Origin of the sequence: Nocardiopsis metallicus, assembly GCF_014201115.1 — a bacterium.
Taxonomy (GTDB): domain Bacteria; phylum Actinomycetota; class Actinomycetes; order Streptosporangiales; family Streptosporangiaceae; genus Nocardiopsis; species Nocardiopsis metallicus.
Genome location: NZ_JACHDO010000001.1, coordinates 4,521,981 through 4,536,446 on the forward strand (window position 1 = coordinate 4,521,981; position 14,466 = coordinate 4,536,446).

The 14,466-nt window shown below is 72.8% G+C and carries 13 protein-coding genes; 8 read left to right on the forward strand and 5 right to left on the reverse strand.

The features are described from left to right. Positions 1 to 18: 18 nt before the first annotated feature. Together purH and purN are read right to left on the reverse strand one after the other, a co-directional pair. A complete protein-coding gene (purH, locus tag HNR07_RS19690; RefSeq protein WP_184366248.1) occupies positions 19 to 1,587 on the reverse strand; it encodes a bifunctional phosphoribosylaminoimidazolecarboxamide formyltransferase/IMP cyclohydrolase in 1,569 nt (522 codons plus the stop codon). Beyond that, positions 1,584 to 2,195, reverse strand: coding sequence for a phosphoribosylglycinamide formyltransferase (gene purN, locus HNR07_RS19695; RefSeq protein ID WP_017584062.1), 612 nt, complete (start codon positions 2,193 to 2,195; stop codon positions 1,584 to 1,586). Before purN ends, purH begins: the two co-directional genes overlap by 4 nt. Positions 2,196 to 2,526: 331 nt before the next feature. Here purN and HNR07_RS19700 point away from each other — a divergent pair, with 331 nt between their 5' ends. The 8 genes from HNR07_RS19700 (at position 2,527) to HNR07_RS19735 (ending at position 12,073) form a co-directional block, all read left to right on the forward strand. Next, entirely contained in the window at positions 2,527 to 2,919 is a 393-nt protein-coding gene (locus HNR07_RS19700; protein ID WP_184366249.1) for a DUF4190 domain-containing protein, read from the forward strand. A 242-nt stretch (positions 2,920 to 3,161) separates the two neighbouring features. Then, positions 3,162 to 4,868, forward strand: a complete 1,707-nt coding sequence (locus HNR07_RS19705; protein ID WP_184366250.1) for a chain length determinant family protein — start codon at positions 3,162 to 3,164, stop codon at positions 4,866 to 4,868. Positions 4,869 to 4,915: 47 nt separating this feature from the next. Continuing rightward, positions 4,916 to 6,289: an O-antigen ligase family protein gene (locus tag HNR07_RS19710; protein ID WP_184366251.1), complete on the forward strand. Its 1,374-nt coding sequence runs from the start codon at positions 4,916 to 4,918 to the stop codon at positions 6,287 to 6,289. After that, entirely contained in the window at positions 6,286 to 7,512 is a 1,227-nt protein-coding gene (locus tag HNR07_RS19715) for a phosphotransferase (protein ID WP_184366252.1), read from the forward strand. Before HNR07_RS19710 ends, HNR07_RS19715 begins: the two co-directional genes overlap by 4 nt. A 91-nt stretch (positions 7,513 to 7,603) precedes the next feature. After that, positions 7,604 to 8,479, forward strand: a complete 876-nt coding sequence (locus tag HNR07_RS19720) for a sulfotransferase family protein (protein ID WP_184366253.1) — start codon at positions 7,604 to 7,606, stop codon at positions 8,477 to 8,479. Beyond that, a complete protein-coding gene (locus HNR07_RS19725) occupies positions 8,449 to 9,987 on the forward strand; it encodes a lipopolysaccharide biosynthesis protein (protein WP_184366254.1) in 1,539 nt (512 codons plus the stop codon). The genes HNR07_RS19720 and HNR07_RS19725 overlap by 31 nt, the downstream gene beginning before the upstream one ends. Positions 9,988 to 10,076: 89 nt before the next feature. Beyond that, positions 10,077 to 10,535 carry a glycosyltransferase family 28 protein gene (locus tag HNR07_RS19730; protein ID WP_184366255.1) on the forward strand — a complete coding sequence of 153 codons (459 nt, stop codon included), beginning with the start codon at positions 10,077 to 10,079 and terminating at the stop codon, positions 10,533 to 10,535. Beyond that, positions 10,532 to 12,073, forward strand: a complete 1,542-nt coding sequence (locus HNR07_RS19735) for a glycosyltransferase (protein WP_184366256.1) — start codon at positions 10,532 to 10,534, stop codon at positions 12,071 to 12,073. The genes HNR07_RS19730 and HNR07_RS19735 overlap by 4 nt, the downstream gene beginning before the upstream one ends. A 29-nt stretch (positions 12,074 to 12,102) precedes the next feature. Here HNR07_RS19735 and HNR07_RS19740 read toward each other — a convergent pair whose 3' ends face one another. Genes HNR07_RS19740 through HNR07_RS19750 form a run of 3 tightly spaced genes read right to left on the reverse strand, consistent with a single transcriptional unit; the run spans position 12,103 to position 14,430 of the window. Beyond that, positions 12,103 to 12,900 carry an ABC transporter permease gene (locus tag HNR07_RS19740; protein ID WP_184366257.1) on the reverse strand — a complete coding sequence of 266 codons (798 nt, stop codon included), beginning with the start codon at positions 12,898 to 12,900 and terminating at the stop codon, positions 12,103 to 12,105. Continuing rightward, complete coding sequence (locus HNR07_RS19745; RefSeq protein WP_184366258.1) at positions 12,897 to 13,826, reverse strand: ABC transporter ATP-binding protein; 930 nt, start codon at positions 13,824 to 13,826, stop codon at positions 12,897 to 12,899. The genes HNR07_RS19740 and HNR07_RS19745 overlap by 4 nt, the downstream gene beginning before the upstream one ends. Beyond that, positions 13,819 to 14,430 (reverse strand): TetR/AcrR family transcriptional regulator, encoded by a 612-nt coding sequence (locus HNR07_RS19750; RefSeq protein ID WP_184366259.1) that lies wholly within the window; start codon positions 14,428 to 14,430, stop codon positions 13,819 to 13,821. The genes HNR07_RS19745 and HNR07_RS19750 overlap by 8 nt, the downstream gene beginning before the upstream one ends. Between the last annotated feature and the right edge of the window lie 36 nt (positions 14,431 to 14,466).

Genomic DNA, 14,466 nt, shown 5'->3' on the forward strand with positions numbered 1-14,466 from the left:
GGGTTGATGGAAGCCGGATCAGTGGAAGAAGTGGCGGGTGCCGGTGAGGTACATGGTGACCCCTGCGGCCTCGGCGGCGGCGATGACCTCGGCGTCGCGGACCGAACCACCGGGCTGGACGACGGCGCGCACCCCGGCCTTGGTCAGGATCTCCAGGCCGTCGGCGAACGGGAAGAAGGCGTCGCTGGCGGCCACCGAGCCCTTGACCCGCTCACCGGCCCGGGAGACCGCGAGTCCGGCGGAGTCGACCCTGTTGACCTGGCCCATGCCCACGCCCACGGTGGCGCCGTCGGCGGCCAGCAGGATGGCGTTGGACTTGACCGCGCGCACGGCCTTCCAGGCGAAGGCCAGGTCGGCGAGGACGGCCTCGTCGGCGGCCTCGCCGGTGGCCAGCGTCCAGGTGGCGGGGTCGTCGCCCTCGGCGTCGATGACGTCGGTCTCCTGGACCAGGAGGCCGCCGCTGATCTGGCGGGTCTCCACGCGCGGGCCCTGGTCCGGGTCGGTGACGACCAGCAGGCGGATGTTCTTCTTCTTGGCGAGCGTCTCGACCGCTTCGGCGGTGAAGCCGGGGGCGACGACGACCTCGGTGAAGATCTCGGCGATCTGCGCGGCCAGCTCGGCGCCGACCTCGCGGTTGGTGGCGATCACGCCGCCGAACGCGGAGACCGGGTCGCTGGCGTGCGCCTTGCGGTGGGCCTCGGCGTTGTCCGCACCCACGGCGATACCGCACGGGTTGGCGTGCTTGATGATGGCCACGCACGGCTCGTCGAAGTCGTAGGCCGCGCGCAGGGCGGCGTCGGAGTCGACGTAGTTGTTGTAGGACATGGCCTTGCCGTGCAGCTGCTCGGCACCGGCCAGGCCGCCGCCCGCCGAGCCCGCTTTGGTGTACAGCGCGGCCTTCTGGTGCGGGTTCTCGCCGTAGCGGAGCGCGGCCTCGCGGTCGTACACGCGGGCGCGGAAGGCGGGCCAGCCGGTGGACTCGGCCTCGGCGTCGGGGGCGTAGGCACCGGCGAACCAGTCCGCCACGGCGGCGTCGTAGGCCGCGGTGTGCTGGAAGGCCAGCCCGGCCAGGCGCTTGCGCTGCTCCAGGGTGAAGCCGCCGTCCCGGACGGCCTCGAGGGTGGCGTCGTAACCGGCGGGGTCGACCACGATCGCCACGCTGCCGTGGTTCTTGGCCGAGGCGCGCACCATCGCGGGGCCGCCGATGTCGATCTTCTCGATGCAGTCGGCCTCGGAGGCACCGGAGGCGACGGTGTCGGAGAAGGGGTAGAGGTTGACCACGACCAGGTCGAAGGGGGCGATGCCCAGCTCGTCGATCTTGGCGACGTGGTCGGGGTTGTCGCGGTCGGCGAGCAGGCCCGCGTGCACGGAGGGGTGCAGGGTCTTGACCCGGCCCTCCATGATCTCGGGGAAGCCCGTGACGTCCTCGACGGGGGTGACCGGGATCCCGGCCTCGGTGAGGCGGGCCGCGGTGGAGCCGGTGGAGACGATCTCCACCCCGGCCTCGGCCAGGCCGATGCCCAGCGCCTCCAGGCCGGTCTTGTCGTACACGCTGATCAACGCACGCCTGATGCCCTGCTGGGTCACCGGTTCTCCTTCATGTCGGTGCGGCCGAACCGCACGTGCCTGCCGTCGATGCTCCAGCCCTCGCGGGCGAGGCGGCCGACCGTGTCGACCAGCATGCGCCGCTCCACGACCTTGATCCGCTCGTGGAGGCTGGACTCGTCGTCGCCGTCCTCGACGGGTACCGCGACCTGGTCGATGATCGGACCGGAGTCGACGCCCTCGTCGAGGAAGTGGATGGTGGTGCCGGTGATGCGGACACCGTGGGCGAGCGCGTCACGCACGGCGTGCGCGCCGGGGAACGAGGGCAGCAGCGCCGGGTGGATGTTGACCGCCTGGTGGCGGCCGATCACCGCGGGTCCGAGGATGCGCATGAACCCGGCGGAGACCACCAGGTCGGGTTCGTGTTCGGCGATCCGGTCGGACATGGCCGTGTCCCAGGCCGACCGGTCGGAGAAGGAACGGAAAGGTACGACGAACGTGGGTACACCGGCCGCCCGGGCGACCTCGACACCGCGAGTTCCCTCGCGGTCCGTTCCCACTGCGACGATCTCGGCCCCGTAGCCGGGGTCCTTCGCGGCTTCCATCAGGGCGGCCATGTTGCTGCCCGTCCCCGATATGAGAACCACCACTCGCGCGGACAAAGCGTGCTTCTCCCTCATGTGTAGAAGAACGGCGCGGGGATTTGGGTCCCCGCTCCCGGGGGCGCCGGGGGACGGCGCAGCATCCGGGTTTCGCGTACGCCTGGTACAGACGCCAGGCCTGGGCCTACTCGGCCCGTCCGCGTTCCCACCCTATCGGGCCGGGTAGCGTCTACCTCACGCGGACCGGACCTTGCCCGTCTCCCCCGGAAGGCCTCACCAGGAGGGTGCGGCCCCGCGCCACCAACACCACCCGTTCCGCTCCAGGCAGAGCGGACCACGGCGCCCCACCGCGCGAGGGCGTCCCCGAAGGAGTGAACCCGTGACCGACAACAGCCCGGAGCCCCGTGCCGACGGCCAGCCGCCCAAGGTCGAACGAGGAGGCCTGTGGGGACTGTTCCTCGGCCTGGCGGGCCTGTTGTTCCCGCCCTACGGTGTCGTGCTGTCCGTGTTCGGCGTGGTCCAGGGTTTCCGTGCCCGGCGCGCCGCGCGTACGCACCGTTCACAGGCTCCGGGCGCGCTGCCGAGTGTGGCCCTGGGCATGATCGGGATCGTGGTGTCCTCGATCATGATCACGGTGCTGTTGGTCTACCAGGACGAGGTCGCCGAGTTCCGCGACTGCTCCGCGAGAGCGCACACGGTGTCCACCCAGAAGGAGTGCGACACCGCCTGGGAGTCGGGCACCGGCCTGCCCCCGGTGGTCATCGGAGCCTAGGAGCCGCACGGTCGGCCCGAGCCGGCACAGGAGCTTCGACACGCTGGGCGAGGGGGCGGCGGGAGGGATCCCGCCGCCCCCTTCGGCGTGCCCGGTACGGCCTCACACGTGATCGCCGGTTTCCGGACAGCCCTCCCAGGGAAAAGGGTTGTTTCTCAAACCACCAGGCACAGCCAAAGGGATTACACTTAGTATGCAATCGTTCACTAAAAGTGCTGCCATGTCTGCGTGGAGAGGACCCGATGGACACCGACGTCCCCGGCTCGTCCGGACCGGAACTGAAGGAGTACACCGCACTGCTGAGGCGCCGCTGGCGTCTGGTGGGCGCCGGGGTGCTCGGCGGGCTGGTCCTCGCCACCGCCGGGGTGCTCGCCGTTCCGTCGACCTACACCTCCGTCGCGGCCGTGCAGGTCCACCCGACCGGGATGGCCGAGTTCACCGGGGAGCGGTCCGGGCGCCTGACCGGCGACGTCAACCTCGACAGCGAGGCCCAGGTGGTGCTCTCCGAACGGGTCACCGCCCAGATGGCCGAGGCGCTCCCGGGCGACCCCGCCCCCGCCGACCTGCGCGAGCGGATCGACGTCACCGTCCCCTCCAACAGCAACATCCTCGAACTCCACTACTCCGCCCGCTCCCCCGAGGCGGCCCAGGAGGGCGCCGACGCCCTGGCCGCCTCCTACCTGGAGAACCGGGGCGAGCAGGCTCGGTCCGTCATCAGCGGCCGGTTGGCGGCCCTGCGGGAGGAGCAGGAAGGGCTCTACGAACGGCTGTCCGACCTGGCCGCCGAGAACGCCGCCGCGCAGGGGGCGGAGCGGGTCAGCGCCGACGCCCAGGCCGACGCGCTGCGCCAGGAGATCGGTGACCTGGGCAACGGCATCAGCCCGCTGAGCGCACTCCACGAGACGGTCTCCCCCGGCCAGGTCATCACCCCCGCCGGCCTGCCCGAATCCCCCTCCTCCCCGCTTCCTCCGCTGTGGCTGGTCGCGGGCGCGACCCTCGGCCTGATCGCCGGGCTCCTGGCCGCCCTGGTCCGCGACCGCCTGGACCCGCGCCTGCACGACACCGAGGACACCGCCCGGATCGGCACGGTGCCGGTACTGCTGGACCTGTCCGCGCCGGGCAAGCGCACCGGTCGCTCCCCTGACCGCTCCCCCGGTCTGCTCACCGACGCCGAGCCCGACGGCCAGCGCGCCAACGGATTCGCGCACCTGGTCCGCGCGCGCCTGGCCCACCAGCCCCCGGCCACGGCCCCCGGCGGTGAAGCCGACCCCGACGCGCCCGCCCCCGGCCACGTGGTCGTGGTCGCCGGGACCACCCCGGGGCGCGCGGGCACCGCCGCCGCCGTGAACCTGGCCGCCGCACTGGCCCGGACCGGCTCCGAGACCCTGCTGGTCTGCGCGGACCCGCGCACCGGCACCGCCGCCGAACTCCTCGGGCTGGCCGAGGGCCCGGGCCTGGCCGAAGTCCTGGTGGACGGTGAGGACCCCACCCAGCTGGAGGTCCGCCCCGCCGACGTCCCCCGCCTGCGGGTGCTGGGCCACGGGAGGCCCGGTACCACCGCCCCGATCCAGGGCGGCGCCGCCGAGCTGGTGGAGCTGCTGCGCCCGCACGCGGAGTTCGTGGTGATCGCCACCGCCGCCGTCAGCGAGCGCGCCGACGCCCACGCCCTGGCCGCCTCCGCCGACGTCCTGCTGCCCGTGGTGGAGCTGGGCCGGAGCCGCCGCGCGGACCTGACCGGGACGGTCACCGCCGGGGAGCGCTTCGGGGTCACCGTTCCGGGGGCGATCACCGTCCCGCGCCAGCCGGACCCCGGCCCCGCCCCGTCGGCCCCGCTGCCCGTGCCGCCCGCGCCCCGGCTCCCCAGTGAGGCCGAGGCCGGGTCCGACTCCGCTGCCGGGAGGACCTCCAAGCCGAACCACGCCGAGGTGCCCGTCGGGTCGCGGCGTTGACCGGCCCGGGGAAGGCCTTCCGGGGTACCTCCCCGCGGGGTTGGCACGTGTCCGACGGCTCCTGGGCGGTCCCGCCCCGGCGGGGGGCCGCGGTCACCGGCTGGCCGCTGATCTGGCTGCTGGCCGGATACCCGCTGTGGTGGGCGCTGGGCATGGGGCAGTTCGCCTACTGGCTGTTCGCCGTGCCCATGCTGGCCGAGCTGGTGCGCCGGCACCGGACCGCGGGGCTGCGGGTGCCGCCCTACTTCTGGCTGTGGGGGCTGTTCGTCGTCTGGACGGTCCTGGGCCTGGCCCTGGTCCCGCTGGAGATGCCCGGGACGGTCCCGGACAGCGGCGGCTACGCGGGCGCGCTGCTGCGGGTGGTCAACTACCTGGTGCTGACCGTGCTGCTGCTGTACGTCGGCAACCTGACCGAGCGGGAGCTGCCGGCCCGGCTGGTGGTGTGGGCCCTGGCGGTGCTGTGCCTGGTCACGGTGGCCGGGGGCTACCTCGGGATGTTCGCGCCCCGGTTCGAGTTCACCGCGCCGCTGGAGTACCTGGTCCCGGGTTCCCTGGCCGACGATCCCTACATGCACACCCTGATCCATCCGGCGTCCGCGCAGATCATGGACGTCTTCGGCGGGATCGACTCGGCTCGGCCCAAGGCCCCCTGGGAGTACACCAACGTCTGGGGCTACATGCTGTCCCTGCTGCTGATCTGGGTGGTGGTGGGCTGGGCGGTCCAGGGTTCGGGCTGGATCCGTCTGGGTGCCCTGGCCGCGGTCGCGCTGTCCGTGGTCCCGGTCGTGTACTCGCTGAACCGCGCGCTGTGGGCCGGACTCGCGCTCTCGCTGGCCTTCGGCGCGGCCCAGGCGCTGCGCCGGGGCCGGGTGGTCCTGGTCAGTACCGGGGCGCTGGCCGTGGTGGCCCTGCTGATCGCGCTGGTGCTGTCGCCGCTGGCCGACGTCGTGCGGGCCCGGGCGGACAACCCGCACAGCGACGACGGGCGGGCGGCGACCAACTCCGCCTCCGTCGAGGCCGCGAACCTGTCCCCGATCAACGGCTGGGGCACCACCCGGGAGTCGCTGGGCAGCTCCGACTCCATCGCGATCGGCCCCACGGCCGAGTGCCCGGGCTGCGGACAGCACGTGATCGGCAACGCCGGTCAGCTGTGGATCACCCTCATCTCGAGCGGTTGGGTCGGCGCCTTCCTGCTCTTCGCGTTCTTCGCGGCGGTGGCCTGGCGCTACCGGGCCGCGTCGACGGCGGTCGGGCAGGGCGCCCTGCTGACCGTCCTGCTTCTGTTCTGGTACATGTTCTTCTACGTCGCGCTGATGTCCCCCCTCGCCGTCACCATGATCGCCGTCGCCCTGCTCTGGCGCGTCGAGGAACCGGTGCTCGGCCGTCGGGTGACCGCGCGCACCGGCGGGGGTGCCTGGTGAACAGCGAGACCACCTATCTGACCGACCTCGCGGCCGTGCTGTGGCCCTGCGGGGGCCTGCTCGGGCCCGGCGACGGGGCGTTGCGGCGGACCGCCCGACGCAACCGGGGCAACCAGTACCTTCCGGTGCCCAACGCGCACAACCCGAGGGTGATCCTGCCCGCGCACAACCGCTCGGCGGCCACCCGCGGCATCACCTCCTTCGCCCAGGGCCACTCCCTGCGCGAGCGGCTGCGAACCCTGCTGCTGACCGGGGCGTTCGCCACCGGGATCGCTCCGCTGCTGCTGCGCGACCGGCTGTACGTGGGCGCGGGACCGGGGATCGAGCACGCGCTCGCCACCGCCCTGGACCGCGAGCTGTCCATCGCGATCCACGTGGGACCGCCGCGCGCCAACCGCAAGCCGGTCCTGCTGCTGCTCACCCCGGGCGGGCGCACCATCGGCTACGCCAAGGTCGCCATCAACGACCTCACCTCCCGTCTGGTCCACGCCGAGACCCGGGCCCTGCGCCACCTCGCCGAAGCCCGGCTGCGGGACGTGACCGTGCCGCGGCTGCTCTACGACGGCGAATGGAACGGCCACCCGCTGCTCGTACAGGAGGCGCTGCCGGTCGGCGACCAGACGGACCGGCCCACCCGGCACCAGCTGCTGCGCTGCGTCACCCAGATCGTGGGACTGGCGCGGGTGCGCGAGCGCAGACTCTCGGCGAGCCCCTACCGCAGGGCCCTGGACGAGCGCATCGCCAAACTCGGCACCCGCCCCGAGGCCGCTCCGCTGCGCGCCGCACTGCACCGCCTCCCGGACGTGTCGCTGCCCTTCGGCGCCTGGCACGGGGACCTGACCAGGTGGAACATCGCCAGCACCGCGCGCAGGGCCTTCGTGTGGGACTGGGAGCGGCTCGCCATGGACGCGCCCGCGGGGTTCGACGCCCTGCACTACGACCTCAACGAGGCCGTGCAGGCCGGGGTCCACCCGGGCGTACACCGCTGGCTGGACAGCGGTTCCCGGCTGCTGCGCGACCCGCTGATGGCCGAGAGCGGTCTGCGGGAGCACGTCGTCTCCACCGTGATGGCGCTGTACCTGATCGATCTCGCCACCCGCTACCTCCAGGACCGCCAGGCCGAGAACGGCGGCGGTTTCGCCGCCGTCGACGACTGGCTGCTGCCCGCGCTGGAGGGGCTTCAGGAGAGGGCGGCCCACGAGGCCACCCACGTCACCGGCTGAACGCCGCGCCGGGCCGTTCCGCCGCACACCGCAACCCACCGGGTCCCCGCCACGAAGGGGATCCCGCAGACGCACTTCGAAGGAGCTCGCGATGCCCCGGGCCACCTCGCCCCTGAACCGTCTGGCCGCCCCGGCCAGGCGCGCCCTGCTCCCCCTCGCCGACGGTCTGGGCGGGCTGACCGGCTCCGCCCGCGCCCTGCCCGACTTCCTCATCTGCGGGGCCCAGCGCTCCGGCACCACCTCGCTGTTCAAGGCCCTGTCCCAGCACCCGGCGGCGACCGGCCCGGTGCTGCGCAAGGGGGTCCACTACTTCGACACCGGGTACCAGCACGGGCTCACCTGGTACCGCTCGCACTTCCCGCTGCGTGCCACCCTGCGCGCGCGGTGGGGGCGGCCCCCGGTCCGGGTCTTCGAGTCCAGCCCCTACTACCTGTTCCACCCGCTGGCCGCCGAGCGGATCGCCCGGGACCTGCCCCAGGCGCGGATCGTGGTGATCCTGCGCGACCCGGTCGAGCGGGCCTACTCCGCGCACGCCCACGAGACCGCGCGGGGTTTCGAGACCGAACCGTTCGGGCGCGCGCTCGACCTGGAGGACAAACGGCTGTCCGGGACCGAGGAGCGGCTGGTGGCGGACCCCGCCCACCACTCGCACTCCCACCAGCACCACGGCTACGTGGCCCGGGGGCGCTACGTCGACCAGCTGGTCCGGATGGAGCGGGCCGTGGGACGCGAGCGCATGCACGTGGTGGACTACGCGGACCTGTTCGGCGGAGGCCCCGCGGCGCTGGAGGGGATCATGCGCTTCCTCGGCCTGCCGCCGGACCCGCGGACCACCCTGGGGCGGCACAACGCCCGTAAGCGCTCGGTGCTGCCGGAGTCCCTGCGCGCCGAACTCACCTCGCGGTTCGCGGACAGCGACGCCCGCCTCGCCGCCTGGTGGGGCCGCACCCCCTCGTGGTGCCGGTGACCCCGACCGAGGCCCGACCGGACAGCGGCCTGCGCCGGGTCCTGCGCGGCGGGGTGGTCAACATGGCGGGCGCGGTGGTGAGCGCGGCGCTCAACCTCGCGCTGATCATCGCGATCACCCGGGCGTTCTCGCAGGAGACGGCCGGGCTGCTGTTCTCGGCGACGTCGGTGTTCCTGATCATGGCGGCGGTGGCCAACCTCGGCGCCCCGGACGGGCTGGTGTACTTCATCGCCCGGATGCGGGTCTTCGGCCGCCAAGGCGGGGTCCCGGCGCTGCTGCGGCTGGCGCTGGGCCCCGCCATGCTGGCGGCCTGCCTGGTCTCGGTGCTGCTGGTGGTCTTCGCCCGACCTCTGGCGGACGCCCTGGGTCCGGAGGAAGCCACCGCCTACCTGCGGATCCTGGCGCTCTTCCTGCCGTTCGCGGTGCTCACCGACTCCGCGTTGGCGGCCACCCGCGCCCACCACGACATGTCGGTGACCGTCCTGGTCGACAAGGTGGGCCGCCCGCTGGCGCAGCTGGGCCTGGTGGCGATGATCGCGCTCAGCGGTTCGGCCGGGCTGCTCGCCCTGGCCTGGGCCGGGCCCTACCTGCCCGCCGCGGTGCTGGCCTGGTTCTGGCTGGGCCGGATCGTGCGCCGGTCGGTCCCCGAGGAGCCGCGCGAACCCGCGGACGCGCCCGCCGGTACTCCCGCCGGGGAGGAGCGGGTCACCTCTGCCGGGTTCTGGTCGTTCTCGCTGCCCCGCGCCCTGGGCGGGGTCGCCCAGATGGGTGTGCAGCGCGGCGGTGTGGTGATGGTGGCCCTGCTCAACGGACTGACCGGCGCGGCCGTCTTCACCGCGGCCACCCGGATCATGGTCGTCGGGCAGTTCGGCACCCAGGCCGTGCTGTACGCGGCCCAGCCCCGGTTCGCCGAGCTCCTGGCCGCCCGCGACCACGCGGCCGTGCGCGCGCTCTACCAGGCGGGGACGTCCTGGCTGGTCTGCCTGACCTGGCCGCTGTACCTGTCCGCGCTGGTGTTCGCGCCCGAGGTGATGAAGCTGTTCGGTGCCGAGTACTCGACCGGGGCGACGGCGCTGGTCATCGTGTGCGCGGGCCAGCTGGCCGCCCAGGTGCTGGGGATGGGCGACCTCATCCTCACCATGACCGGGCGCACCGGGCTGAACCTGCTCAACAACGTGATGTCGCTTCTGGTCAACGTGGTGGTGTGCGTGCTGCTGGTGCCCTCGCACGGCGCGGCGGGCGCGGCGGCGGCCCTGGTGGCCGCCGTCCTGATCCGCAAGTTCCTCCCCCTGTGGCAGCTGCGCTCCCTGGTCCTGCTGCACCCCTTCAGCCGTCCCGTGCTGATCGCGACCGGCAGCGCGCTGGTGTGGTTCGCCGCCCTGCCGCTGCTGCTGGACGCGGTGACCGGCGGCGGGCTCCCGGCCCTGGCCGCCGCCGCGGGAGCGGGCGTGGGCGGTCACCTGTACACGGTCTGGCACACCCGCGCGCACCTTCAACTCCGGAGGTGACCGAACTCCGGCCGTCACCGCGCGTCGCCTTCCCCGCCGGGCTCCCCGCGCTCACGATTGAACACCCAGAGCAATGGACTGATGACTGAATGCCTGACCGACCGGTTCTCCTGGTGGCCTCCAGCGGGGGCCACCTCACCCAGCTCCGCTCCCTGCGCCCCTGGTGGCAGGGCAGGGAACGCGTGTGGGTCACCTTCCGCACCCCCGACGCCGAGTCCTCGCTGGCCGACGAGTCGGTGCGCTGGGCCCACCACCCCACCACGCGCCACGTCGGCAACCTGTTGCGCAACACGGTCCTGGCCCTGCGGGTGATGCGCGCGCGGCGTCCCGCCGCCGTGGTCAGCACCGGTGCCGGGGTGGCCCTGCCGTTCTTCGTCCTGGCCTGGCTGATGCGGATACCCACCGTCTACATCGAGGTCTACGACCGCATCGACACCCCCACCCTCACCGCCCGGCTCTGCAAGCCCTTCACCCGCCTGTTCCTCGCCCAGTGGGAGGAACAGCGCTCGTTCATGCCGACCGCCATTACCGTAGGACCGCTGCTGTGACCGAACAGACCACCCGCCCCACGCGCCGCCCCGGCGGCAGCGACCACCCCGACGTGGTCGTCAGCCTCGGCACCGACCACCACGCCTTCGACCGTCTGGTGCGCTGGACCGACGACTACGCCCGCCGCCGCCCGGACCTGCGGGTACTGGTCCAGCACGGGAACAGCCAGGCCCCGGCCAGGGCCTCGGGCACCCCGTTCCTGCCCGGCGAGGAGCTCTCCGAGGCGATGCGCTCGGCCGCCGTCGTGGTCACGCACGGCGGCCCCGGGACCATCACGCAGGCGCGGGCCGCCGGGCACCTGCCGGTCGTGGTCGCCCGGGACCCCGAGCTGGGCGAGCACGTGGACAACCACCAGCTGCTGTTCGTCAAGCGGGTGGAGGAGGCGGGCCGGGTGCGCGCCTGCACCACCGCCCAGCAGCTGCACGCGTTCATCGACAAGGCCCTGGCCTCACCCGAGGACTTCCGGGTGGACCCGGGCGCCGACGACGGAACCGAACGCGCGGCCCTGCGCGCCGGTCAACTGATCGACCTGCTCACCCACGAGACGGACGAGGCCACGGTGGACAGTGCCCGGGAGGGCTCCGCGACGGGGGCAGAGACCACCGCGGCGACCAGGACGCCGAACGGCACCTGGCCGGCGGTGACGGTGGTCGTGCCCACCCGTGACCGGCCCGAGCTGCTGCGCCGCACCCTGCGTGCGATCGTCGAGCAGGACTACCCCGGGCGGATCACCACCATCGTGGTCTACGACAACGATCAGCCCGACCCCTCGCTCGCCCACACCGAGGGCGACCGCCCGGTCCGGGTGGTGACCAACACGCTCACCCCGGGGCTGGCCGGGGCGCGCAACACCGGCGTGCTGGGCGCCGACACCGAGCTCGTGGCCTTCTGCGACGACGACGACACCTGGCTTCCCGAGAAGCTCCGCGCCCAGGTGGAGATCATGCGCGCCGAACCCGGCACCGACATGGTGTGCTGCGGTATCCAGGTGGTCTACGACCGGGTCGAGTCCGAGCGGATCCTGGACCGGACCAGCGTCACCTTCGCCGACCTGCTGAAGTCGCGGCTGACCGAGCTGCACCCGTCCACCTTCCTGATCCGGCGTTCGGCCATGATCGACGGCTGCGGAACGGTGAGCGAGGAGATCCCCGGCAGCTACGCCGAGGACTACGAGCTGCTGCTACGGCTGGCCAGGCGCGCCCCGATCCGCAACGTCCCCGAGCCCGGCGTGCGGGTGCTGTGGCACCGCAAGTCCTTCTTCTCGGAGCGCTGGCACACCATCTCCACCGCGCTGCGCTGGCTGCTGGAGCGCTACCCGGAGTTCGCCCTGGTACCGCGCGGCTACGCGAGGATCGCGGGCCAGATCGCCTTCGCCGAGGCGGCCGCCAAGCGGCGCGGGCAGGCGCTGCGGTGGATCGGGCGGACCCTGCGCAACCGGCCTCTGGAGGGCCGGTCCTACCTGGCCCTCCTGGTGGTGTGCGGCGTTCCGGCCGGTTGGATCCTGCGCCTGCTCCACCTGCGCGGCAAGGGGGTGTAGGCACACCGGCAGGAGGGGTTCGGTCCGGGTCAGCTCCAGCGGAAGAAACGGATGGCCAGCGGCCACAGCAGCACTGTGGTGGCGACCAACACCAGCAGGTGGAGGGGCTGTGGTGGCTGGCCGGTCCAGGCCTCGCGCAGGACGTGCAGGGCGGCGCCGGAGGGCAGGACGTCCGTGACCCGCTGGAGCGAGGCGGGCATGTCCTCGGCGGGGAAGAGGACCCCGCTGAGGAACATGCCGGGAACCAGCACCACCGCGCCCAGGGCGTTGGCCCAGGTGGCGTTGGGGACCAGCCCGCCGATCAGTGCGGACAGCGCCAGCAGCGCCATCGCGGCCAAGAGCAGGCCGAGCACGAACCAGCCCGGGGCGACCGGCATCCGCAGGTCGTAGACGAGCCATCCGACGCCGAGGATCACCGCGCAAGCGCCGACCATGTTGACCGCACCGACCAGGGTGTGGGCGAGCAGCAGCGCGCCGGGCGGGGCCGGGGTGGCGGAGATCCGACGCAGGTAGCGATGCTCGCGGGCGGCGGCCAGGGTCGTGGGGACGATCACCAGCGAGATGGCCATCAGGGCGACGCCGAGGGCGACGGGCGCCATTACCGCGTCCACCGCGCGCAGGCCACCGTGGGCGGGGTCGTGGTCGAACATGTCGGGCAGCTGCGCGAATAGCAGCATGATCAGCAACGGCGTCAGCAGCGTGAACACCATGAGCAGGCGGTCGCGCCCGGCGGCGCGCATCTCGCTGGCGCAGATCGCCAGCACCATGTGTGCGACCGGGGCGCGCGGCGGCACGGCCACCGAGGCGGTACGGGCAGGCGGGCTCATGTGCGGGCCTCCCGGTCCTGGTTGTGGGTGCGCAGCGCGAGCATGACGTCCTCCAGGCCGCTGTTGTGCACGGTGAACTCGGCCGGGGTGATCCCCTGGCGGCCGAGCTCGGCGGAGACCGTGAAGGCCAGGTTGGCTCCGGTCCCGGTGAGGTCGAGGGCGTCCCCCTCGGCGGTCGCCTCCCTCACCCCGGGGAGCTCGCGAAGGGCCCCGACGTCGGTGTTGCGGGCCCGGAACCGGACCCGGGTGGTGCTCACCGAGGCGACCAGCGCCTCGGGGGTGTCCAGGGCGACCACGCTCCCCCCGACGAGCACGGCGACCCGGTCGCACAGGTACTCGGCCTCGTCCATGAAGTGGGTGACCAGCACGGCCGTCACCCCGCGCTCGCGCAGGGCGGCCACCGCCGCCCAGGTGTCGCGGCGGGCGGCCGGGTCCAGTCCGGTGCTGAGTTCGTCGAGCACGACCACGCGGGGGTTGCCCACCAGGGCCAGCGCGATGGACAGGCGCTGCTTCTGGCCGCCGGAGAGCTTGGTGAACTGCTGGTCGGCCTTCTCCCGCAGCCCGAAGGTGTCCATGAGCTCTTCGGGGTCGGCCGGGTCGGCGTAGAAGGTGGCGAAGAGCCGCAGGGCCTCGCGCACCGTGACGCGCTCGGAGAGCTGGCTCTGCTGGAGCTGGACGCCGACCAGGCGGCGCACCAGCGCACGGTCGCGTTCGGGGTCCAGACCCAGGACACGGACCCGGCCTTGATCGGGGCGTTGGAGTCCGGTGACGCACTCGACGGTGGTGGTCTTGCCCGAGCCGTTGGGCCCCACCACCCCGAAGATCTCCCCTTCACGGATCTCCAGGTCGACCCCGCGGACCGCGCGGGTGCCGCCGAAGGACTTGTGGAGGCCGCGGACCTCGATGACTGTCGCCCGGTCACTCATCCGGGAACTCCCCTTCCGGTTCTATGAGGTGGTCGACCATCTCCGCCAGCCGCTCCCCCGCCGCCCGGAGGTCGAAGCCGGGGTCGCGCAGCGCCTCGCCGACCAGGGCGTCGATCCCGCCGCTGACGGTGATGGCGAGGACCTTGGTGTCGACCCCGGGGCGCCCGGTCTCCGCGACGGCCTGGTCGAGGATGTCGGCCAGCCCGCTCCACCGCGTCTGGACCTGTTCCTCTGCGCTCTCGGCGTTCTGGGTGGCGGCGAACCCCTCGGAGATCAGCCGGACCTCGTCGCGGTGCGCGTCCAGGTAGCCGACCAGGGTGACCACGTAGATCCAGACGGCCTCCCGCAGGCTGACCGCGCGCTCGACCTGTTCGAGCATGTGCCGGGTGAGCCGGTCGAAGACCTCCTGGAGCGCGGCCCGGATGAGCTCGTCGCGGCTGGAGAAGTGGTAGATGATCCCGCCCTTGGCGATCCCCATCCGTTCGGCGATGCGGGCCAGCGAGGCCTTGTGGAAGCCGACCTCGGCGACGGTCTCGATGGTCGCCTGGATCATCTGTTCTCGGCGTGCGGCCTGGGTGAACGTCGCCGCTTCTTTTGAACGCATGGTCAAAGATTAGCACTAGTGGTCAATAAAGCGAAG